General features: G+C 60.2%; 24 protein-coding genes and 1 riboswitch. Of the genes, 12 read left to right on the forward strand and 12 right to left on the reverse strand.

All coding sequences use genetic code 11. The annotated features are described in order from the left end of the window. Positions 1-81: 81 nt before the first annotated feature. The 4 genes from phrB to F8N96_RS07735 all read right to left on the reverse strand — a co-directional run bounded on the left by phrB (position 82) and on the right by F8N96_RS07735 (position 4,694). A complete protein-coding gene (phrB, locus tag F8N96_RS07720; RefSeq protein ID WP_150797310.1) occupies positions 82-1,527 on the reverse strand; it encodes a deoxyribodipyrimidine photo-lyase in 1,446 nt (481 codons plus the stop codon). Positions 1,528-1,548: 21 nt separating this feature from the next. Beyond that, a complete protein-coding gene (locus F8N96_RS07725; protein ID WP_150797311.1) occupies positions 1,549-2,490 on the reverse strand; it encodes a MerR family transcriptional regulator in 942 nt (313 codons plus the stop codon). Continuing rightward, positions 2,490-3,449, reverse strand: coding sequence for a YbgA family protein (locus F8N96_RS07730; RefSeq protein WP_150797312.1), 960 nt, complete (start codon positions 3,447-3,449; stop codon positions 2,490-2,492). Before F8N96_RS07730 ends, F8N96_RS07725 begins: the two co-directional genes overlap by 1 nt. A gap of 258 nt (positions 3,450-3,707) precedes the next feature. Then, a complete protein-coding gene (locus F8N96_RS07735; protein WP_150797313.1) occupies positions 3,708-4,694 on the reverse strand; it encodes an NAD(P)/FAD-dependent oxidoreductase in 987 nt (328 codons plus the stop codon). A gap of 196 nt (positions 4,695-4,890) precedes the next feature. Here F8N96_RS07735 and F8N96_RS07740 point away from each other — a divergent pair, with 196 nt between their 5' ends. Both F8N96_RS07740 and hemH read left to right on the forward strand, forming a co-directional pair. After that, positions 4,891-5,793, forward strand: a complete 903-nt coding sequence (locus F8N96_RS07740; protein ID WP_150797314.1) for a TIGR01777 family oxidoreductase — start codon at positions 4,891-4,893, stop codon at positions 5,791-5,793. 13 nt (positions 5,794-5,806) lie between these two features. Continuing rightward, positions 5,807-6,829, forward strand: a complete 1,023-nt coding sequence (gene hemH / locus F8N96_RS07745) for a ferrochelatase (protein WP_150797315.1) — start codon at positions 5,807-5,809, stop codon at positions 6,827-6,829. Between the two features lie 107 nt (positions 6,830-6,936). On the opposite strand, the gene F8N96_RS07750 is transcribed toward hemH, so the two are convergent. Together F8N96_RS07750 and upp are read right to left on the reverse strand one after the other, a co-directional pair. Further along, positions 6,937-8,211: a uracil-xanthine permease family protein gene (locus tag F8N96_RS07750; RefSeq protein WP_150797316.1), complete on the reverse strand. Its 1,275-nt coding sequence runs from the start codon at positions 8,209-8,211 to the stop codon at positions 6,937-6,939. Between the two features lie 2 nt (positions 8,212-8,213). Continuing rightward, a complete protein-coding gene (upp, locus tag F8N96_RS07755) occupies positions 8,214-8,852 on the reverse strand; it encodes a uracil phosphoribosyltransferase (RefSeq protein WP_064675925.1) in 639 nt (212 codons plus the stop codon). 175 nt (positions 8,853-9,027) lie between these two features. On the opposite strand from upp, the gene F8N96_RS07760 reads away from it, so the two are divergent. The 4 genes from F8N96_RS07760 (at position 9,028) to F8N96_RS07775 (ending at position 11,088) form a co-directional block, all read left to right on the forward strand. After that, the gene (locus F8N96_RS07760; RefSeq protein WP_150797317.1) at positions 9,028-9,585 is read left to right on the forward strand and encodes a hypoxanthine-guanine phosphoribosyltransferase; all 558 of its coding nucleotides are present in this window, start codon (positions 9,028-9,030) and stop codon (positions 9,583-9,585) included. A 4-nt stretch (positions 9,586-9,589) separates the two neighbouring features. After that, positions 9,590-10,063, forward strand: a complete 474-nt coding sequence (locus tag F8N96_RS07765; RefSeq protein WP_150797318.1) for a WbuC family cupin fold metalloprotein — start codon at positions 9,590-9,592, stop codon at positions 10,061-10,063. A 188-nt stretch (positions 10,064-10,251) separates the two neighbouring features. Next, positions 10,252-10,737, forward strand: a complete 486-nt coding sequence (locus F8N96_RS07770) for a hypothetical protein (protein ID WP_150797319.1) — start codon at positions 10,252-10,254, stop codon at positions 10,735-10,737. Positions 10,738-10,800: 63 nt separating this feature from the next. Then, positions 10,801-11,088, forward strand: a complete 288-nt coding sequence (locus F8N96_RS07775; protein WP_059406169.1) for a PA4642 family protein — start codon at positions 10,801-10,803, stop codon at positions 11,086-11,088. 65 nt (positions 11,089-11,153) lie between these two features. Here F8N96_RS07775 and mqo read toward each other — a convergent pair whose 3' ends face one another. Together mqo and F8N96_RS07785 are read right to left on the reverse strand one after the other, a co-directional pair. Continuing rightward, on the reverse strand, positions 11,154-12,662 hold the full coding sequence (gene mqo / locus F8N96_RS07780; protein WP_150797320.1) for a malate dehydrogenase (quinone): 1,509 nt from the start codon (positions 12,660-12,662) through the stop codon (positions 11,154-11,156). 739 nt (positions 12,663-13,401) lie between these two features. Next, complete coding sequence (locus F8N96_RS07785; protein WP_150797321.1) at positions 13,402-13,635, reverse strand: hypothetical protein; 234 nt, start codon at positions 13,633-13,635, stop codon at positions 13,402-13,404. Between the two features lie 199 nt (positions 13,636-13,834). On the opposite strand from F8N96_RS07785, the gene F8N96_RS07790 reads away from it, so the two are divergent. Together F8N96_RS07790 and F8N96_RS07800 are read left to right on the forward strand one after the other, a co-directional pair. Further along, entirely contained in the window at positions 13,835-14,419 is a 585-nt protein-coding gene (locus tag F8N96_RS07790) for a YajG family lipoprotein (protein WP_150797322.1), read from the forward strand. A gap of 339 nt (positions 14,420-14,758) precedes the next feature. Next, complete coding sequence (locus F8N96_RS07800; RefSeq protein ID WP_150767390.1) at positions 14,759-15,037, forward strand: hypothetical protein; 279 nt, start codon at positions 14,759-14,761, stop codon at positions 15,035-15,037. 231 nt (positions 15,038-15,268) lie between these two features. Here F8N96_RS07800 and F8N96_RS07805 read toward each other — a convergent pair whose 3' ends face one another. Next, entirely contained in the window at positions 15,269-16,435 is a 1,167-nt protein-coding gene (locus F8N96_RS07805; RefSeq protein ID WP_150797323.1) for a 1-acyl-sn-glycerol-3-phosphate acyltransferase, read from the reverse strand. 139 nt (positions 16,436-16,574) lie between these two features. Between F8N96_RS07805 and F8N96_RS07810 the strand changes: the two genes are divergently transcribed. The 4 genes from F8N96_RS07810 (at position 16,575) to F8N96_RS07825 (ending at position 18,789) form a co-directional block, all read left to right on the forward strand. Beyond that, the gene (locus F8N96_RS07810; protein WP_008153387.1) at positions 16,575-16,757 is read left to right on the forward strand and encodes a CPXCG motif-containing cysteine-rich protein; all 183 of its coding nucleotides are present in this window, start codon (positions 16,575-16,577) and stop codon (positions 16,755-16,757) included. A 13-nt stretch (positions 16,758-16,770) separates the two neighbouring features. Continuing rightward, positions 16,771-17,031 (forward strand): putative signal transducing protein, encoded by a 261-nt coding sequence (locus F8N96_RS07815; RefSeq protein WP_150797324.1) that lies wholly within the window; start codon positions 16,771-16,773, stop codon positions 17,029-17,031. 38 nt (positions 17,032-17,069) lie between these two features. Next, a complete protein-coding gene (locus F8N96_RS07820; RefSeq protein ID WP_150797325.1) occupies positions 17,070-17,693 on the forward strand; it encodes an SOS response-associated peptidase in 624 nt (207 codons plus the stop codon). Positions 17,694-17,970: 277 nt separating this feature from the next. Continuing rightward, entirely contained in the window at positions 17,971-18,789 is an 819-nt protein-coding gene (locus tag F8N96_RS07825) for a M48 family metallopeptidase (protein WP_150797326.1), read from the forward strand. Positions 18,790-18,963: 174 nt separating this feature from the next. On the opposite strand, the gene F8N96_RS07830 is transcribed toward F8N96_RS07825, so the two are convergent. From F8N96_RS07830 to F8N96_RS07840, 3 genes are all read right to left on the reverse strand, one after another. Beyond that, positions 18,964-19,548 (reverse strand): TMEM165/GDT1 family protein, encoded by a 585-nt coding sequence (locus F8N96_RS07830; protein ID WP_128873707.1) that lies wholly within the window; start codon positions 19,546-19,548, stop codon positions 18,964-18,966. 89 nt (positions 19,549-19,637) lie between these two features. Beyond that, positions 19,638-19,760, reverse strand: a riboswitch (yybP-ykoY riboswitch). Positions 19,761-19,900: 140 nt separating this feature from the next. Then, positions 19,901-20,899 carry a class I SAM-dependent methyltransferase gene (locus F8N96_RS07835; protein WP_150797327.1) on the reverse strand — a complete coding sequence of 333 codons (999 nt, stop codon included), beginning with the start codon at positions 20,897-20,899 and terminating at the stop codon, positions 19,901-19,903. A gap of 33 nt (positions 20,900-20,932) precedes the next feature. Beyond that, positions 20,933-21,898, reverse strand: coding sequence for a 2-hydroxyacid dehydrogenase (locus F8N96_RS07840; RefSeq protein ID WP_150797328.1), 966 nt, complete (start codon positions 21,896-21,898; stop codon positions 20,933-20,935). Between the last annotated feature and the right edge of the window lie 85 nt (positions 21,899-21,983).

A 21,983-nucleotide genomic window follows, 5' to 3' on the forward strand; every position in this document is an offset into this window, starting at 1 on the left:
GCCCAATACGGGTAGATGTTCATAAAATAATGCCCGGGCATCGAAGTAATCCGGTGCCAATGTACTTTCTCGCGCAGGAGATCACTCATCCCCGCCTCCTGCGTTCTGCCGCGACGGTAGATTCTTGAACGCCACTAGCGCTCGCGTGCGGGACTCACCAAGATTGACGATTGGCGACGGATAACCTGCCACACCAAACAGCCCGCCGAGGTTTGCCGGGTTGTGCACTTCTTTTTTGCTCAGTCCGGCCAGTTCCGGCAGCCAGTGCTTGATGAATACACCCTCGGCGTCGAATTTTACCGACTGGCTCAACGGGTTGAAAATCCGGAAATAGGGGGCCGAATCGGTGCCGGTGGATGAACTCCACTGCCAGCCGCCGTTATTTGCCGCAAGATCGCCATCGATGAGGTGGCGCATGAAAAAGCGTTCGCCTTCGCGCCAGTCGATCAGCAGGTTCTTGGTCAGAAACATCGCCACTACCATCCGCAGACGATTGTGCATCCAGCCGGTTTCAAGCAATTGGCGCATGGCCGCATCGATGATGGGCAGGCCGGTGCGGGCTTGCTGCCAGGCCAGGAGTTCTTCCGGCGCATCGCGCCAGGCCAGGGCCTCGGTTTCCGGGCGGAAGGCGCGGTGACGGGACACCCGTGGGTAGCCCACCAGAATGTGTTTATAAAACTCGCGCCACAACAATTCGTTGATCCAGGTCACGGCGCCCACGTTGCCGCTGTCAAACTCACCCCGATTGCTTTGCAGGGCCGCATGCAGGCATTGGCGAGGGGATATCACACCGGCAGCGAGATAGGCCGAAAGCTGACTGGTGCCGGGCTTGCCCGGGAAGTCCCGCTCGCTTTCGTAATAGTCGATCTGTGCGTCGGTGAAGGTGTCGAGGCGGCGCCGGGCTTCGCGTTCTCCGGCCGGCCAGAGGGCGCGCAAGCTGTCGCCGGGCGTCTCGAAGCCCTCGATGTTTGCGGGGATCTTGTCCGGTTTGATGCTCAAAGTTGCTTGCGCCCTTGGGGCGTTCACCAGGCTCGGAAGCGCATGATGCAGGCGCTCATGGCACACCTTGCGGAATTGGCTGAACACCTTGAAATAAGTGCCGGTTCTGGTCAGGACGCTGCCGGGCTTGAACAACAGCTGGTCGAGATAGCTGTGAAACTCGATACCCCTGGTTTTCAGCGCCTCAGCCACCGCCAGGTCCCGTCGGGTTTCATGAAGGCCGTATTCCTCGTTGACGTGTACCGCATCAATCGCCAACTGCTGACACAGCTCGAGCAAAACATTCGGAGCGTCATCCCAGCGTGGTGCCTGGCGGATCAGCAAGGGAATGTTCAGTTCGTTCAGGGCGCGGCTTAACTCGCTCAGGTTGCGTCGCCAGAAATCCACTTTGCACGGCGCATCGTCGTGTTCCCGCCATTGTTCCGGGCTCAGCAGAAACACCGCCACGCTCGAACCCCGCCCTGCGGCGGCCGAGAGGGCGGTGTTGTCATGCAGGCGCAAGTCGCTGCGCAGCCAGATCAATTGCATGCTGGTGTCCATGGATAACATTTAAATGAGCCCACGCTGGACCAGATCCTGGTGAGCCGATAACGGATCTTTGGCCAGGAACACATCTGCAGTCTCGGCGGCTTTTGCGGACAACTCGCTGTGATGGATGCACACCGTGGAGCCTGCAATCATTTTTGGGCAACTGACGCCATTCAAAAGTTTCGTCAGTTGTGAAAGGTTCATGGTTTTACTTGAATACAGCAGTACGCCTCGTGCTTTCAGGTGATCGACCGCCAGCGCGAGTTCGCCGGCGGGGAGTGGCCAATCGAACACCTCCACCGGGCAATCGGCGCTGCTGATCAACCAGGCGGTGAGCCACAGGTGAGGTTCCAGCGGCAGGTCCGAGTGATTGATCAACAGCAGCGGTGCGCTGCGCAACTGGCGGTTGTTATGGTAGATGCGAGCGCCGAATTTGCTGCGTAGCCAGGAAAAGAAAAACACCCGCTCCATCTGTGCGCCGAACTGGCCTTGCCAGCGTTGTTCCAGTTCCGCCAGCAACGGCATCAGCAGTTGTTCGCACACAATTCGCGGCGGATACAGCGCCATGACCTGGTTGACGGTGTCATCGAGGTTACGTTCGTTCAGTTGAGTCACTGCGTGCAGCAGGGTGTGGCGCTGCACATGCCACTCGTTTTCGACCGATTCGAGCAAGGCCTGCGGGGTGTCGAGCAGTTGCTTGACCTGGCTGACGGCAACGCCGCGATCGAGCCAGGTAAGAATCGTCAGGATGCGTTGAACATGTTCGGCGCCAAACAGCCGATGACCCTTGGGGGTGCGTTGCGGCACGATCAGGCCATAACGCCGTTCCCAGGCGCGCAGGGTCACGGCGTTGACGCCGGTCTGGCGGGCCACCTCACGAATGGGCACCCAGCCTTCACCGAGGGCCTTTGCTAAGTCGCCACCCATGTCTGCGCTGGCGCTGGTGTCGAGTGGGGTTTTCATTAGATCGCGTTTCGCAGGCTGAGATTTTCCGGGTGCGGCTGCAGGTAAACCTGCTGCGCGATGTATGGATCCGGGTGCTGGCGAAAATAATGTTTGAGCAGGGTCAGCGGGACCACCAGCGGCACGATGCCTAGGCGATACTGGCCGATGACGTGCTGCACTTCCTGCTTGTCTTCAGCGCTGATCACCTGTTTCAGGTAACCACTGAGGTGCTGCAGGACATTGGTGTGGGTGCGGCGCGTGGCGCATTTCTTCAGGGCGGCCATCAGTTCGCTGAAATAGCGTGGACCCAGTTCGCCGGGATCGCTGCGGCCCATATTGCCCAGCAGATTGCCCAGGGTTTTGTAGTGCACCGGGTTGTGGGCCATCAGCAGGTATTTGTAGCGCGAGTGAAAGTCCATGAGGCCGCGGCGGGTCAGGCCTGCTTGCCGCAACTGGTCCCAGGCGCTGTAGGCGAATACGCGGGTCAGGAAGTTTTCCCGCAGCACCGGATCCTTGAGTCGACCGTCTTCTTCCACCGGCAAATCCGGATGCAGGGCACAAAAAGCCCTGGCGTAGATGCCGCGACCGCCGCCGTCCACCGGCGCCCCGTTGAAGTGGTAGACCTTGACCCGTTCCAGTCCGCATGAGGGGGATTTCTGCATAAAGATGTAGCCGCAGATATCGCTGAGCTCGGCCGCCATTTTCTGGCCATATTCAGCCAGTGGCCGAGTGACATTGATAGCGGGATCGACTGTGCCGATGGCCTCGGGTTGTTCGGGGTTACCCACCAGGCGAATAGGCTCGCGAGGAATGCCAAGGCCGATGGCAACTTCTGGACACACCGGGACGAAATCGAAGTAGTCGGTGAGGGTGTGGCTGCACAGCCGCGATTGCTTGTGCCCGCCGTTGAAGCGCACCTCGGCACCCAGCAGGCAGGCGCTGATGGCGATTTTCGGTTTCACGGTGGGATGGGGCATCGGGGCACCTCGAATCCAGACCTGTACAGAGTTTTTGTTCTGTACAACATTACTTGATCATAGATTCAAAGGTGTACAAGTCAAATTATTTGTATAGGTTTTTGCGGTAACCCAATACCTGCGGACACATTCCCCTGCGGCAGGTGGCCTTTCGTAGGAGCTGGCTTGCCAGCGAAGGCGATTTCAGCTTCGACAATGATGTTGACCGTTCCGCCGCCTTCGCTGGCAAGCCAGCTCCTACAGGGGAATCAAAAGCGATTACTGCAAATGCGCATGCAAGCGGCGGGCAGCTTCCTGACCGCTGAGCCACGCACCTTCGACACGCCCGGACAGGCACCAGTCGCCGCACACATAGAGACCCAGATCGGCATCGGCCAGCACAGCCCATTCATGGCTGGTGGCGGGGCGGGCGTAGAGCCAGCGATGGGCAAGGCTGAAGGTTGGAGCGGGCATGGCGTCGTGCAGCAGTTCAGCGAAGGCGCCATGCAACTGTTCGATGACCGCTTCCTTGGACAGGTCGATATGCTGCCGGCTCCAGGCACTGGTGGCATGCAATACCCAGGTGTCCAGGGTGTTGTCGCGCCCGGGTTTACTGCGGTTGCGGGCCAGCCAGTCGAGTGGGCTGTCCTGCACGAAACAGCCTTCCATGGGTGTATCCAGTGGCGTTTCGAAGGCCAGTGCGACAGCCCAGGTCGGGTCCATTTTCACCCCGGCAGCCGCCCCGGCGAGCTTCGGCGCGGAGGCCAGCAGCGCGGTGGCCTGCGGCGCTGGCGTGGCGATCACCACATGGCCGAAGGGGCCATGGGTGAAGCCTTCGGCATCCTGCAGATGCCAGTGCTCCTCACCTCGATAGACCTCGGTGATCCGACAGGCGAACTGCACTTGCAGATCGCCAAGCAGGCCGCGGGTGATGGCGCTCATGCGTGGCGTACCGACCCAGCGGGTCTGTTCGTCCGGCGACAGGTTGAGCTGGCCACCGTGGTAGGTGTAGAGCTGCGGCGTCCACTCGGCGACCCAGCCGTTGGCTTGCCAACGCTGGACTTCCGTGACGAAGCGGCGATCGCGCGCGGTGAAATATTGCGCGCCCAAGTCCAGAGCCCCCGCATCGCTGCGCTTGCTCGACATGCGTCCGCCACTGCCGCGGCTTTTATCGAAAAGTTGAACGACATGCCCGGCCTCCGTAAGGGCCTGGGCGGCGGATAGGCCGGCGATGCCGGTGCCGATGATTGCGATAGGTACAGTCATAGGGGCCTCGTTTACCTTTCTGTACAGACTACGCCGGGGTTTGAACCTGTACAATATTGTTTTTTGGTATAACTTTTAGCGTTCTCGTTCTGACGGCTTGGCCTATTGTTAAACACAGAGCCTGCCCGATACCAAAGATCCCTGCTTATAAAAATAGACTAGTGATCAGGGTTAAACGCCACGCGAGGAAGTAGTCATGCACATATTGCTGACCGGCGGTACTGGTTTGATAGGCCGTCAACTCTGCCGACACTGGTTGAGTCAGGGGCATCGTCTGACTGTGTTGAGTCGCACGCCGGAAAAAGTCGCAACAATTTGCGGGACACAGGTGCGCGGCGTCGCACTGCTCGAAGACCTCGGGCAGGAAACCGTCGATGCCATTATCAATCTGGCGGGTGCCCCGATAGCCGACCGACCATGGACCTCCAAGCGCAAGGCGCTGCTCTGGAGCAGCCGAATCACGTTGACCGAAACCCTGCTGGCCTGGCTCGAAAGCCGCGAGCAGAAACCGCAGGTATTGATCTCGGGCTCCGCCATTGGCTGGTACGGCGACGGTGGCGAACGGGAATTGACTGAGCAATCGCCCCCGGTCATCGATGATTTCGCCAGCCAGTTGTGCATCGCCTGGGAGGAGACCGCGCAGCGTGCCGAAGCCTTGGGCATTCGGGTGATCCTTATTCGTACCGGGCTGGTGTTGTCGGCCGAGGGCGGCTTTTTGTCGCGGCTGCTGCTGCCGTTCAAACTGGGGCTGGGCGGACCGATCGGCAACGGTCGACAGTGGATGCCGTGGATCCATATCAACGATCAAGTCGCCCTGATTGATTTTCTTCTGCATCGTAAAGATGCCAGCGGTCCTTATAATGCCTGCGCGCCCCAGCCGGTGCGTAATCGCGAGTTTGCCAAGGCGCTGGGCGACGTGTTGCATCGCCCGACGTTCATGCCGATGCCGGCCCTGGCTTTAAAAGTGTGTCTGGGCGAGTTGTCGTTGCTGTTGCTGGGCGGCCAGAAGGCTGTACCGGCGCGCTTGCTGGAAGCGGGATTCACCTTTCGGTTCAATGATTTGCGTGCGGCTCTGGACGATCTGTCCAGCCGCCTCTGAAATAGGACGTTGCATGACCGATCACGCATTGCTTCTGGTCAACCTGGGCTCGCCTGCCTCCACCTCGGTGGCAGATGTGCGCAGTTACCTCAATCAATTTCTGATGGACCCCTATGTGATCGACTTGCCATGGCCGGTGCGACGGTTGCTGGTGTCGCTGATCCTGTTCAAGCGCCCGGAGCAGTCGGCCCACGCCTATGCCTCGATCTGGTGGGAGGAGGGCTCGCCGCTGGTGGTGCTCAGCCGTCGCCTGCAACAGGCCATGACCGCGCAATGGACCCACGGCCCGGTGGAACTGGCGATGCGCTACGGCGAGCCGTCGATCGAGTCGACGCTGGTGCGCATGGCGGGGCAGGGGATCAAACGTATCACCTTGGCGCCCCTGTACCCGCAGTTCGCCGACAGCACGGTGACTACGGTGATCGAAGAAGCCAAACGGGTCGTGCGAGAGCACAACCTCGATGTGCAGTTCTCGATACTTCAGCCGTTCTACGACCAGCCGGAATACCTTGACGCGCTGGTCGCCAGTGCCAGGCCTCACCTGCAGCAGGATTTCGATCACTTGTTGTTGAGCTTCCATGGCTTGCCCGAGCGGCACTTGAAGAAACTCAACCCCGGCCACAGCTTTGAGGGCGGCGGCGATTGCTGCGCCGGTGCGCCACCGGAAGTGGTCGCGACCTGTTATCGCGGTCAGTGCCTGCGCACGGCGGCGGAGTTTGCCAAGCGCATGGGCTTGCCGGACGGCAAGTGGTCGGTATCGTTTCAGTCGCGTCTGGGCCGGGCCAAATGGATTGAACCCTACACCGAAGCGCGCCTTGATGAGTTGGCTGGAATGGGCGTGAAGAAAGTGTTGGTGATGTGTCCGGCGTTTGTCGCCGATTGCATAGAGACGCTGGAAGAGATCGGCGATCGCGGCAAGGAGCAATTCCGCGAGGCGGGGGGGGAGGAGTTGGTGCTGGTGCCGTGTCTCAATGATGATCCGCAGTGGGCGCGGGCGTTGAGCGCCTTGTGCGAGCGAGCGCCGTTGGCGCTTTAAAAGCTTCGCCGGCAAGCCGGCTCCTACACAGGCCGCGTGATCGACACCAACCTGTAGGAGCCGGCTTGCCGGCGAAGACGTCATAAACAGCAACAAAAATCTGTGGGTTACAACAACGACTCACCCGCCTTCTTGCGCTTCCAGCTGTCATTGCCCGGCAGCAACAGGTTCAGCGCAATCGCCGTCACCGCGCACAGCGCAATGCCTTTGAGGCCGAAGTCGTCCGGGCCAGTGCCGGTGCCGACCAGCACGCCACCAATCCCGAACACCAGGGTTACCGAGACAATCACCAGGTTGCGCGCCTCGCCCAGGTCGATTTTATGGCGAATCAGCGTATTCATCCCCACCGCCGCGATCGAGCCAAACAACAGGCACAGAATCCCGCCCATCACCGGCACCGGGATGCTCTGCAGCAGTGCACCGAATTTGCCGACGAACGCCAGGCTGATGGCGAAAATCGCCGCCCAGGTCATGATCTTCGGGTTGTAGTTCTTGGTCAGCATCACCGCGCCCGTCACTTCGGCGTAGGTGGTGTTAGGCGGACCACCGAACAGGCCGGCGGCGGTAGTCGCAATCCCGTCGCCCAGCAGGGTGCGGTGCAGGCCGGGTTTCTTCAGGTAATCGCGACCGGTGACGCTGCCCACGGCAATCACGCCGCCGATATGCTCGATGGCCGGAGCCAATGCCACCGGAACGATGAACAGAATCGCCTGCCAGTTGAATTCCGGCGCGGTGAAGTGCGGAATCGCAAACCAGGGGGCTGCGGCGATCTTCGCGGTATCGACCACGCCGAAATAGAATGCCATCGCAAAACCCACCAGCACGCCGGAGATGATCGGCACCAGGCGAAAAATGCCTTTGCCGAACACCGCGACGATCAGGGTGGTCAGCAACGCCGGCATCGAGATCAACATCGCCGTCTGGTAATGAATCAGCACAGCGCCGTCGCCCGACTTGCCCATCGCCATGTTGGCGGCAATCGGCGCCATGGCCAGGCCGATGGAGATGATGACCGGGCCAATCACCACCGGGGGCAGCAAACGGTCGATGAAACCGGTGCCTTTGATTTTCACGGCCAGGCCGAGGAAGGTGTAGACGAAGCCTGCCGCCATGATACCGCCCATGGTCGCTGCGAGGCCGAACTGGCCCTTGGCGAGAATGATCGGGGTGATAAAGGCAAAGCTGGACGCCAGGAACACGGGCACCTGACGCCCGGTGACGATCTGAAACAGAATCGTCCCCAGGCCTGCAGTGAACAGTGCCACGTTCGGATCGAGGCCGGTAATCAATGGCATCAACACCAGCGCACCGAACGCCACGAACAGCATCTGCGCACCAGACAGCACGGTGCGCCAGAGCGGATCGTTGAACTCATCCTGCATGGTCACGCGTCCTTCTGCTTGGTACCGAAGATCTTGTCACCGGCATCGCCCAGGCCTGGGATGATGTAACCGTGTTCATTCAATTTTTCATCGATGGAAGCGGTGTAGATGGTCACGTCCGGGTGAGCCTTCTCCACGGCGGCGATGCCTTCTGGCGCAGCGACCAGCACCATGGCGCGGATGTCGCGGCAACCGGCCTTCTTCAGCAGGTCGATGGTGGCGACCATGGAACTGCCGGTGGCGAGCATCGGGTCGATGATCATCGCCAGGCGTTCGTTGATTTCCGGGACCAGTTTTTCCAGGTAGGTATGAGCCTGCAGGGTCTGTTCGTTACGGGCCACGCCAACGGCGCTGACCTTGGCGCCCGGGATCAGGCTGAGCACGCCTTCGAGCATGCCGATACCGGCGCGCAGGATCGGCACCACGGTAATTTTCTTGCCGGCGATTTTCTCCACCGACACGGTGCCGGCCCAACCTTCGATATCGTAGGTTTCCAGCGGCAGGTCTTTGGTGGCTTCGTAGGTCAGCAGGGCGCCGACTTCCTGAGCGAGTTCACGGAAATTCTTGGTGCTGATGTCGGCGCGGCGCATAAGGCCAAGTTTATGACGGATCAGCGGGTGGCGGATCTCGAGGATGGGCATGGGAAAGGCTCCGGCGGCGGGCAAAAAAACCGGCCTAGATTAATCTATCCGAGGGTGTTGTCCTATAGACATAGAGTACGTTAGTCCACAAAGGCTTGATCTGGCCTCGCTTGATGCGTACCTTTGCCCGCTTTTCCTGAACCGTCCCTCCCCCTCAACCCCCCTGGAGAGCGCCATGTCCGCTGATCTCGAGCATATCCGTCAAGTCATGCGAGAGGCTGACTGCCTGTACACCGAAGCTGAAGTCGAGGCGGCCATCGCCCGCGTCGGTGCACACATCAACGACCAGCTGGCCGAGAGCAATCCGGTGGTGTTCTGCGTGATGAACGGCGGGCTGATCTTCGCCGGCAAGCTGCTCACGCATCTGCAATTCCCGCTGGAAGCGTCCTACCTGCACGCCACCCGTTATCGCAACGAAACCAGCGGCGGCGACCTGTTCTGGAAAGCCAAGCCGGAAGTCTCCTTCATCGACCGCGACGTGCTGATCATCGACGACATCCTCGACGAAGGTCACACCCTGGGCGCGATCATCGACTTCTGCAAACACGCCGGCGCGCGCAAAGTGCACACCGCCGTGCTGATCGACAAGGACCACGACCGCAAGGCCCGCCCGGACTTGAAAGCCGATTCCGTCGGCCTGCCGTGCATCGACCGTTACATCTTCGGTTACGGCATGGACTACAAAGGCTACTGGCGTAACGCCAACGGAATTTTTGCTGTCAAAGGAATGTAAGCAGATGACCACGCCAAGCTTTCTTGATCAAACCCTGTTCACTGAATTGGCCGAGAAAGCGGCGGCTAATCCGCGCGGGCGTCTGCATCACAACTTCCATCAGATGGAAGACGCCTGTCACCGCATGGCCGTAGGGCTGCAGCCGAACACCTATATCCCGCCTCACCGCCACCTGGGCGACAACAAGGCCGAAACCTTGCTGGTGCTCAAGGGGCGGCTTGGTCTGTTGATATTCGATGAATCCGGCACCGTACTGAAAAAACAGATTCTGCAGGCCGGTGGCGACTGTGTCGGCGTGGACCTTCCAGCGGGCGTGTTTCATGGCCTGGTGGTGCTGGAAGCCGACAGCCTGATGTTCGAGTGCAAGGCCGGCCCTTATCGCCCGGTCGGCGCGGGTGAGCTGGCGCCGTGGGCGCCGCGTGAAGGCGAGCCTGGTGTTGCCGAATATCACGCCTGGATGCGCGCGCAGTTCGATTGATCTTCACCCCCTGTAGGAGCTGGCTTGCCAGCGAAGGCGGACTGTCAGGCAACAATGATGTTGAATGTGACGGCCCTTTCGCTGCGGTGCGGCGATCCGACAAGCCAGCTCCTACAGGGGGGGCATGCTCACTGATCCACCTTCGTATCTGCGTGATAGAGTGCTCGGCCACGTTTCCGGAGCCCATCATGAGTCTATCGATCCGCAGCTGCGCCGCTCTGTTGCTGACCCTCAGTTTACCCCTGGCCGCCGCTCCGGCGCCGATGCACGCGCAGTTCCTGCCCCCGGATGACCTGACCCTGCGTGACGCGGCTCCCGAGCAGCAACAACTGCTGCAGGTCACCGACTACGCCGTGGTGGTGGGCAGCCAGCGCCAGTCCAACCAGCAGCCGATTCCGGTCACTTCCCCGTTACTGATCCGCCTCAAGGGCAAATCCTTGAACAAAGGCGCGACCATCAACCAGGTACTGGTCAACTTCGATGGCGAGAGCAAAAGCCTGAAAAAGCCGGTCTACGACGACAAGAGCAAAACCCTGACGCTGTTTTACCCGATGGCGCAGTACCGGGTGGTGATCGACCTGTTGCGCAACGATACGGTGTATTGCCAGTTCCTCAGCTATGCCAACGGTCATATCTGGGCCGATCTGCACACGGGCAGCGTTCGTCCGCGTTGAGCCCGGCGGCAAGTGAGGGGTAAACTGCCTGCCCCGTGAAATGTCTGCGAGCTGGAGTCGGCAATGCGTAAAGATAAGAAACAAGTGATTGGTGACGAGATCGGCGATGCGCAGATCAAACTGTTCCTCGATTTCGAGCCGGTCGACGCCACCTCGCCATCCCTGCACAAGTTGATCAAGGCTTATCGCGGCTTGCGCATTGATGATTTCGAGCGTTTTCTGACGTTCTTCGTCGAAGCTGGCCTGGATCTGGACGGTAAGGATGAGCACGGTAATGACTTCGTTGCTTTGATCAAGGATCAGCGCAACGCGGCCGAGTACATCGAGCTGATCGCCAAGGCTCGCGGTTAAGATCAAAGGCGACATAAAAAACGCCCCGTTTTCAATGAAAACGGGGCGTTTTTTGTACAACCGAATCAAGCGTAGCTTTCGGTCTCGCTGCTGGCTTCAACCAGTTCCAGTGCGATGTTGTTCTGCACATTGATCTTGCGATACAGCGCAGCATCGGTTTCCAGAACCTTTTCCCGGGCCGGGAAAATTTCCGCCAGTTTGGCAGCCCATTCGCTGGAGGCCTTGTTCGGGAAGCATTTTTCGATCAGCTCAAGCATGATCGAAACCGTCACCGACGCACCTGGCGAAGCGCCAAGCAGTGCTGCCAGGGAACCGTCCTTGGCCGCGACCAGTTCGGTACCGAACTGCAGGACGCCGCCCTTTTTCGGATCTTTCTTGATGATCTGCACCCGTTGGCCTGCCACTTCCAGGCGCCAGTCTTCGGCTTTCGCCTGCGGGTAGAAGCGACGCAGGGATTCCAGGCGCTGCTCCATCGACTGCATGACTTCGCTGACCAGGTACTTGGTCAGGTCCATGTTGTTTTTCGCCACCGCCAGCATCGGGCCGATGTTGCCGGCGCGAACCGACATCGGCAGGTCCATGAAGGAACCGTGCTTGAGGAACTTGGTGGTGAAACCGGCGTAAGGCCCGAACAGCAGGGACTTCTTGCCGTCGACCACACGGGTGTCCAAGTGCGGCACCGACATCGGTGGCGAACCGACTGCAGCCTGGCTGTAGACCTTGGCCTGGTGATGCTTGACCACTTCCGGGTTGTCGCAACGCAGCCACTGGCCGCTGATCGGGAAGCCGCCGAAGCCTTTGCTTTCTTCGATGCCCGAAGCCTGCAGCAGCGGCAGGGCCGCGCCACCGGCGCCGAGGAAGACGAATTTGGCATCGACGTCGCGGGTGTTGCCGCTGTTGACGTCCTTGATGCTGACGGTCCAGCCACCGTTGTTACGCTTCAGGCCGGTGACGCGCTTGCAGTACTTGACCTGGGCATCGGGTGCGCTGGTCAGGTGCTTGAGCAATTGATTGGTCAGGGCGCCGAAGTTGACGTCGGTGCCATTGATGACGCGGGTGGCGGCGACGACTTCGTCGGCCGGCCGGCCGGGCATCATCAGTGGCATCCACTCGGCCATGGTGGCCTTGTCTTCGGTGTATTCCATGTCCGCGAAGGCGTGATGCTTGCTCATCACCTCGAAGCGTTCCTTGAGGAAGGAAACGCCAGCGTCGCCCTGGACGAAGCTCAGGTGCGGCACCGGGCTGATGAAGGTCTTGGACGAGCCGAAGGTGCCCTTTTTGGTCAGGTAGGTCCAGAACTGCTTCGACACCTCGAACTGGGTATTGATGTGCACGGCTTTCTTGATGTCGACGGTGCCGTCGGCGGCCTGCGGCGTGTAGTTGAGCTCGCACAGCCCGGCGTGGCCGGTCCCGGCGTTGTTCCACGGGTTTGAACTCTCCGCGGCACCGGAATCCATCAGCTCGACGACTTCCAGCTTGATCGCGGGGTCGAGCTCTTTTAGCAGTACGGCCAGGGTGGCACTCATGATGCCGGCCCCAACCAGTACTACGTCGACTGCTTCGTTATGCGCCATTTAACGCGTCTCCAAAATCTGCAGCACCAAATTGTCGGCATGGCTGCCAGGCGTTGCGGGGCGTGTCAGTGATGCCCCAAATACCCATGGCAGGATCGCCATGTCCGAATCTTCGCAATTTTTCGCAACTTCGACGGACGCTACCGGCCGGGACCAAAAAGAGTTACATGAACTCACTTCGACACGCGGTTGGCAATTCGACTTATGGTCGAGACATCCGTTTGTGCAACCAAATCCGTAGCGGACAGGCTTCAGGCTCCGGTGTTCGAGGAATACTCGGTCCTGTGTCGTTGGGCTGTTTCAGACGCTAATGGTGCATATTCAGACGCAAAACTATTCATTTGCTCGCCACACTCTTGTGAAGTAGTGAAAACCCGTTTTTTCACGCTCTTTTGAAGACGTGAACCTCAAAAAGGGCTGCCCCAGCCTGGCACCGGGCCCGGATGGATGGCCGCCATGCAATACATGACAGTCAAAACGGGCAAACAGCTCAGTGACCGAGCGTAATGACAGCTCTGCAGATTCGCGAAAAGTGGGGTTTTTGCCTAAGGGACAGCAAGCGCGCCAGCTTCACTCGATCTGTGTGGGCGGCTCTCTGTGGGCGGTGCGGGGTGCCAATACCAGGGGTATTGACGATGCTGCGAGGCCCGATCAGGAGACGTCCTTATAATCGGGGGGAGATTGTAGCGAAGAAACGCAGGGAAATGGTCGAGTTTGATGAGTTTTATTAGGCGTTCGGTCAGGTGGTCAACAGATGTTGCACCCGCGCACGTGTTTGGCGCTGGTCGACGCGGGCATTGGCGGGCAGGGGATGGTGCAGCCAGTTGAGGCGGATTTCTTCGATTTCGACCCAGCCATCGCCCATGGGCTGGAGGCTGCACTGCTTGAATGCCTGGCAATGGCCATTGCGGTCGAGCAGGGCGAAGCAGCGGTGCAGCGGGCGTGGCGCGAACAGCGAGATGAGATAACGCATGGCGAAGTACCTTGGAGGGACTGCTGTGAAGATTGGCATCGAGTCGTGACGTGAAAGTGTATGAGCGATGACAGGTGTGTGACAGGTATCGCGGTCTGAAAGGTTTGTCGGACTTTTCCGTAATGGTTGCGCTGGTTCGCTGCAGGGACGCACCGCTATACTGCGGGCTTGTTTGTGCCTGAATTCTGGAGAGAAGAGCATGTTGCAACGCCTGTTGTTCGGTTTGATCACTGTGACCAGTTTGACCTTGGTCGGCTGCGCCCACAGCCCGCAACAACTGAATCCGGAACCCAAGCTGACGACGCAGCTGGCCCCGGTCGGCCGTGGCCAGCCGGTGGTGGTGCGCGTGGTGGACGGTCGTCCGTCGCCAACCCTGGGCACCCGCGGTGGCCTGTACCCCGAGACCAGCGCGATCACCGTGCAGGGCGCGCAGATTCTGCCGAAGTTGCAGGCCCAGGCCGAAGCGGCCGTGCGTCTGCTGGGCTTTACCCCGACGTCCAACGCGTTGAATGCGCCGCAATTGACCGTGACCCTGGCGGAGCTTAAATACCAATCGCCCAAGGAAGGCATGTACGTGACCGAGGCGACCATTGGCGCGACCTTCCGCTCCGATGTGCAGAACGCCAACCGCCGTTACAGCGGCCGTTACGGTGCATCCCTGGACCAGCGTTTCGGCATGGCGCCCAATCAGGAAACCAATACCAAGCTGGTCAGTGATGTGTTGAGCGATGCGTTGACGCGTCTGTTCAAGGACCCGACGATTGGCCAGGTTCTCAACGAATGATGCGATCCCCTGTAGGAGCTGGCTTGCCAGCGAAGGCGATTTCAAAATCACCGCAAAATCCAGCGGCCCCTTCGCCGGCAAGCCGGCTCCTACGGCGAAAGGGGTGTGTCAGTCAGCATCATTGTTGGCTTTGAGGACGCCTTCGCTGGCAAGCCAGCTCCTACAGGGGAGGGCGTTGGGTTCGGCGGGTAGCGGACGACAGCCTGGCGCAGGACAGTAATCTGCCAAATGGTGCGTTATTTGTCGCAAAGGGCGGCGCGGCAGGGGAGTCATTCGGTAGAATCCGCCCCGCGGTCGTCGGTCCGGCGCCTGCCACAGCTGATTTTTCCGAGGTTCGTGATGTCGCTGCATTTGATGACGCTGTTTACCGCCCATCCCGCCAAATTGATCAACCTGCTGGCCTTGCTGTTTGCCTTCCCTGGCAGCTGGTTGCTGCACGCGACCCGTCGTCGCGAGCAGCGTGCGCTGGCGAGCATCGAGGTGCAGCGCCAGCGTCGTCCTGGCGAAGAGCCCAATCTGGATTGGGCGACCTTGCGCATGAACCGGTTTTTCTACCGCTTCGGTTTCGCTTGCCTGGGGTTGGCCCTGCTGGTGTCGTGGATCAGCACACAGGTCTAGTGTCCTGCCTCGCAAATACTGTTCCTTTTTTACGGCGTCTGTTGCTGCCATGCTGCGTTGCCGCTCCTCGCCATAGCGGGCTATGACTCGTCGCGGCGCCTTGCCTGGCAGCAACAGCCACTCGTCAAAAGAGGAACGTATTTGTGAGGCAGGACACTAGATCGTTAAAAGCAAGATCCTGGCTCAAGAAAACGGCGCCCGAGGGCGCCGTTGTCGTATCAAGCCATTACCTCACAAAGGCAATCCCGCCTTGACCCTGTACTGATTACGCACCGGCATCGCATATTGCAGCACCAGGAACGGGCGATGTTCCTCCGGGCATGCCTCCAGGCGTCGTTGCCATTCCTCCTGGGCCTTGACCAGTTCATCGGCGGTGAACACTTCGGTGGCTTTGGGCACCTGCAATTGCGGGTCGGCGTCTTTCCACTGCGCATACGCCAGGTAATGCACCGGGAATAACCGGTAGCCGCCGAGAATCTGCTTGTCCATCTCGATCGCCAATTGCTTGGTGTCTTCGAACAGCTGCGTGATCGGCGCGGCGAAGTTCACATGGACGCGGCCCTTGTAGCCGGTGATGCCCTTGGCGATGCTCACGTCGTCCTCGCCCGGCACTTTGGTGTAGCTGCCAGTGGTGGCGCGGATGAACAGCTCGCGGGCCTTGGCCTGGTCGCACGGGTCGTACTCATAGCTGATCGACACCGGAGTGACGTTCAGCGAACGGATGACTTCGCCAAACGGCTCGTCCTTGCGGCTCATGTGGAACATTTTGAGGATCGCCGATTCCGTGCGATCGTCGCCGTCCTTGGCCCGACCTTCGGCCTGGGCGATCCAGATCGACGCGCAATCGTTACGGATCGAGTGGTTGATGTAGGCCGACAGCAGTTGATAGGCCGCCATCTTCTCGCGCCGACCGCTGATCGAACGGTGCACGATGAAACTCTTGTTCAGGCGCATCAGGTCGCTGACGAAGGGCTTTTGCAGCAGGTTGTCGCCAATCGCGATGCGGGGTGTCGGCAGGCCGGCGTGATACACCGCATAGTTGACGAAGGCCGGGTCCATCACGATGTCGCGGTGATTGGCGATGAACAGATAGGCGCTGCCGGACTTGAACTGCTCGACGCCGGTGTACGTCACGCCGTCGGTGGCCCGCTCGATGGTGTGGTCGACGTAGAACTCGACTTTGTCCTGCAACGTGGCCACCGAATTGACGCCGGCGAACTCACGGCGCAGCCGATGAGCTATAAGAGGTTTGAGCATCCAGCCGAAGGCACCGGCATAACGCGGGAAGCGGAAGTGGATGAGGATATCTAGAAATGCCTTGTCACCAAGCAGCCGGTCCAGCACTGCCGGGACTTCGCTATCGTCGTAAGGTCGGATGGCATCGAATTCGCCCATCATGCTCTCTTGTTGGAAACGGCTAGGGTAAGTAAAGGTTTTGATCGAAAACCAACGGGGCGCGGTCTGAAAAGTTAGCCAGACAACAATAGCCCTGCAAATAGACCGGCGATTATACGCACAAGTCACCTGGGAGACCGCGATGCTGGAAACCGAGCGCTACGAATGTCCGTATTGTGGTGAAGAGGCTGAAGCTGTTCTGGACTTGTCCGGCGGCGATCAGACGTATATCGAAGATTGCCCGGTGTGTTGTCGCCCCATTACGTTTGTCCTGCAGACCGACGGTCAGGAATGGTTGCTCGAAGTTCACAGCGAAAACGAATGAAAAGGGGCGCCCCATGCAGCGAATCTACGAGCCGGAAAACCTGATGGAAGGGGAATTGCTCCAAGGCATGCTGGCCAGCGAGGGCATCGAGGCGCATCTGGTGGGGCGCGATTTGCTCGGGGGCACCGGCGAATTGCCGATCTTCGGCCTGCTGGGACTGTCGGTCGATAACGATCAGGCTGACTACGCCAGGGAACTGATCACTGCGTACAATGCAGCGCTGCCGCTGTCCGGCGATGAACCGGAGAGTTTTCCCGGCACGCTGGTCTGTTAGGCTGGTGTTGTTCGTTTTATCTAGAGTTGTGCTGCCCCATGTGTGGACGTTATGCCCTGTTTCGCTGGAACCCCGCCTTTGCGGCCTTGCCTGGTTTTCCCGCCGATCAACAGGCCCAGTGGAATATTTCTCCCAACGATTCGGTGTTGATGCTGCGCGCCGGCACTGATGGCCAGCGTGAGTTGGCCCGTGCCCGTTGGGGGCTGACTCCTCCGTGGCTGACTGACCTGTCCCGCACCCCGGCCCATGCCCGGGCCGAAACCGTGGCCGAACAGCCGATGTTTCGCGAGGCCCTGCGTTTGCGCCGCTGCCTGCTACCGGCCAACGGTTTCTACGAATGGCGCGGCACCACCCGCAAGCGCCCGTACTGGCTGACCCCGGCGGAGGGCTCGGCGCTGTTTTTTGCGGCGATCTGGGAGGCTTATCCGGTGCAGGAGCAGGTATGGCTGAGTACGGCGGTGATCACCCAGCCGGCAGCGAGTCAGCGTCGGCCACTGATACTCGACGCAGCGGGGCAGGAGGCCTGGCTCAACCCCGAGACACCGCTGCATGGGTTGCAAGCATTGCTGGCCAGTGAGCCCACGGCGTTGCGCGAGCGGGTGCTGGCGAACATGGTGAATGATCCGAAGCTGAATGGGCCCGAGTGTCTGACGCCGGGTTAATGTGGGGGGGCTGACGCCATCGCGGGCAAGCCTCGCTCCTACAGGAGGAATGCATTTCTCGGTAGGAGCGAGGCTTGCCCGCGAAGGGGCCCTGCTGTCTGGCCTTGAGCCGATGGATCCATGCCCGCCCCCGGCAGCACCAGTCTCATCCGCTGTGAAGTTTTTTTGCTGCAATAATGGGAGCTTTATCCGAAATATCAGTCTGCATATCTGATGTATCTGGCGCCGAAACCCATCCACGCCTAGGATACCCGGCATGTTTTCAGGGAGTTTTTTGATGAGCAAGACATTGGTTTTGTGTGCGCTGAGCGCAGGTTTGCTGCTCGCCGGTTGTCAGTCGGTCAATACCACCAGCGGTGGCGCTGTGGGCGTTGAGCGCAAGCAGTACATGTTCAGCATGTTGTCGACGGACGAGGTCAACCAGATGTATGCCCAGTCTTATCAAAAGACAGTGGGCGAGGCGACCAGCAAAGGTGTGCTGGACAAGACCAGTAACGACGCCAAGCGCGTCCAGGCGATTGCCGACCGGCTGATTGCCCAGGCGCCGAAATTCCGGCCGGATTCGGCGCAGTGGAAGTGGGAAGTCAATCTGATCAAGAGCGACGAACTCAACGCCAACTGCGGGCCTGGCGGCAAGATCATTTTCTACACCGGGCTGATTGACAGCCTGAAGCTGACCGACGATGAAATTGCCGCGATCATGGGCCATGAAATCGCCCACGCCCTGCGCGAGCACGGCAGGGAAGCCATGTCCAAGGCCTACGGTATCGAGATGGCCAAGCAGGGTGCAGGTGCCTTGTTCGGCCTGGGCCAGGATAGCCTGGCGCTGGCGGACACCGTGGCCAACTATGGCATGACCTTGCCCAACAGCCGTTCCAATGAAAACGAGGCGGACCTGATTGGCCTGGAACTGGCTGCACGCGCCGGTTACAACCCGAATGCCGCGATCACCCTGTGGAACAAGATGAGCAAGGCCTCGGAAGGTTCGCCACCGGAGTTCATGAGCACTCACCCGGCTTCGTCGAGCCGTATCGCTTCGTTGCAAGCGGCGATTCCAAAGGTCATGCCGTTGTACGAGCAAGCCAAGAAGTCCTGATGGTCATATAGCGCTGCTACTGACGCCTTCGCTGTAGGAGCGAGGCTTGCCCGCGAAGGGATCGATGCGGTCCGCCTGATATATCGCGTTATCGTTCTTCGCGGGCAAGTCGGATCGCCGCACCGCTCGCTCCTACAGCGAAGAACGATTACGCGGTGCTATTGACTAAGCGCATCAAACCCACCCACTGCTCTGCATCGCCTTGTACACCGCGACAATCGCCAGGATGAGAAACGCCGACGCCGCCAGGCGACGGATCAAGGTCAGGGGCAGTTTGTCCGCGGCAAAGTTGCCTGCCAGTACCACCGGCACGTTGGCAATCAACATACCGAGGGTGGTGCCGATGATCACCAGCCACAGTTCCGGGTATTGCGCGGCCAGCATCACTGTGGCGACCTGGGTCTTGTCCCCCATCTCCGCGAGGAAAAACGCGATCAGCGTCGTCAGGAACGGCCCGAACTTGCGGGCGGTGCTGGCTTCGTCGTCGTCCATCTTGTCCGGCACCAGGGTCCACAGCGCAGTCGCGGCGAAGCTGGCGGCGAGGATCCAGTGCAGCGTCGCATCCGAGAAGAAACTGCCGAACCAGGCGCCTACCGCACCGGCTGCCGCATGGTTGGCCAGGGTCGCGGCGACGATGCCGGCGATGATTGGCCAGGGTTTGCGAAAACGGGCAGCGAGAATGAGCGCGAGCAGTTGCGTCTTGTCGCCGATTTCGGCCAAGGCAACGATTGCGGTGGGAACGAGTAGAGAATCCAGCATCAGGGTTTTCCTAAGGGGCGGGTCGACACGGCTATGACACGTACAGCCTTCCCGCCCCGGGTAAGGTGTTCGTGTCATAGGTCTTGTCAAACCCTGCGTTCCGTCTGATGCGGACGCTGGGGTCGCATACGCCATGGTCTTTTGACCAAGTATGTTGACGTATGCCGGACGAGCATGGCGCTCGTGGGAGACTACTCCCCTAGGACGGAGCGGATTCTGCCTAGGCAAATCCGATTGAGCAAGCCCCAATGACGCTTTTCGTAGGAGCCAGCGGTGCGGCGATCCGACTTGCCGGCGAAGGCTCTCTTGAGGGCGCCTTCGCCGGCAAGCCTGGCTCCTACGGGGCCGATTTTCAGCCGCGCTTGGCCCGGTAGATCCTGAAACCTTGCCCCTCGGCCTTGATTGCACAGACACCCAGATGCTCTTCGATCAGCGGTTGATACTTCAGGAAGCTGTTGGCTACCAACCGAAGTTCGCCACCATTTTTCAGATGTTTGGCTGCTTTTCGCAGCAAGTTCTCCGTGGCGTGATAGTCGGTATGGACCCCGACATGGAAGGGCGGGTTGCTCAGGATGGCACTCAAACCCATGGGGGCGGCATCGATTCCGTCGCCGGTGATAACGTCCGCTTCTAGGCCGTTGGCGGCCAATGTCAGACGACTGCTGGCAGCGGCAAACGCATCCACGTCCAGCAAGGTGACCTGATTGTGCGGGTAGCGCCGTTTCACCGCCGCACCCAGCACGCCGGCGCCGCAACCGAAGTCCAGCAGATGGCCGCTCGGCAACTTGTCCAGATGCTCCAGCAGCAGGGCGCTGCCGCGATCCAGCCGGCCGTGGCTGAACACACCTGGCAGGCTGATGACTTTCAACGGGCCTTCGGCCAGCGGCAGTTCATATTCCTGGGCCAGGCTTTCCAGTGATTTGGCTTGCGGCGCATTGGCCACGGTGACCAGCCATAGCTGGCAATGCCGCGCGCTGTCGAGTTTGCGCGGTTTGCCGAAGGGGCTCAGTTGCTTGGCCGCGCCCTCGATGCCGCTTCGCTTTTCGCCGACCAGGTACACCTCGCGACCTTCCAGGCGCGAGGCGACGGCATTGAGGATGTAATCGGTCAGGTCCTTGGACTTGGGCAGAAACACCACGGCGGCGTCGAACCCACGCTCCGGCACCGTTACGCCAAAATGGCTGCGCTGGGCAAACCGCGCGTCCAGGGCCGCTTGATCGCCGGCGTGCCAGCACCAGCCATGGGCATCGGGCAGACGCGCCAGCAGATCATCGGCGGGCAAGCCGGCCAACAACACCGAACCCTGGAATAATTCAGCCTGGCGAAGCAGTACTTCACTGCGCGGATCCATCATCTGCTCCTTGAAAAAAAGTGTCGCAGTTTATCAACTGACGACCCGCAGCGCTTTACCGCTGAAATACCCCTGGGCGTTCTCGGTCAATTGGCCAACGATCCGCTGCCGTGCTTCGCGACTGCCCCAGGCGTTGTGCGGCGTGACGATCAGCCGTGGGATGTCATGGGCCAACAGCGGGTTGCCAGCGGTCGGTGGCTCGACGCTCAGCACGTCGGTGGCCGCGCCGCCCAGGTGACCGTTGCGCAAGGCGTCGGCCAAAGCCTGTTCGTCGATCAGGCCACCGCGAGCGGTGTTGACCACGAAGGCGCCGGGTTTCATCGACGCCAGTTCCGGGGCACCGATGAAGTGGCGGGTGTGTTCGTTGAGCGGGCAGTGCAGGGTCAGCGCGTCGATTTGCGGCAGCAGTTCATCCAGTGGCAAGCGATCCGGCCGGGCCGGGCGTCCCGGAATCTGCCCCAGCAACACGCGCATGCCAAACGCTTCGGCCAGCCGTGCGACCGCGCCGCCCAATTCGCCGTGCCCGAGCAGGCCGAGGGTTTTGCCTTCCAGTTCGACAATCGGATAGTCCAGCAGGCAGAACTGTTTTGCCTGCTGCCAGCGTCCTTCGCCGACGGCTTTCTGGTAGTCGGCCAGGCGTGTCGCCAGATTGAGCAGCAACATGATTGTGTGTTGAGCCACCGACGGGGTGCCGTAACCCTGACAGTTGCACACGGTTATGCCATGGGCGCGGGCAGCGACGAGGTCGACGTTGTTGGTGCCGGTGGCGGTGATCAGGATCAGCTTCAGCTCGGGGCTGGCGGCGATGGCACCGGCATCGATCGGGATTTTGTTGCTGATGGCGACGGTGGCACCCTTGAGGCGTTCGACGACCTGGTCAGGCGTGGTCTGTGCAAATAGCTGCAGTTCGCTGAAACAGGCACGCAACGGACTGAGGTCGAGATCGCCCAGGTCCAGGGAGGGATGGTCGAGGAAAACGGCGCGGCGAGAGTTCGTCATCAACTGTACCTTTTGTGCATTGAACTGAAGGCGTAATCTGCCGAGCCTACCAGATGAAACAAACAGTTACGCTTGGCCAAAAGGA

The organism is Pseudomonas fluorescens, assembly GCF_902497855.1.
In the GTDB taxonomy this organism is placed as follows: domain Bacteria; phylum Pseudomonadota; class Gammaproteobacteria; order Pseudomonadales; family Pseudomonadaceae; genus Aquipseudomonas; species Aquipseudomonas fluorescens_BI.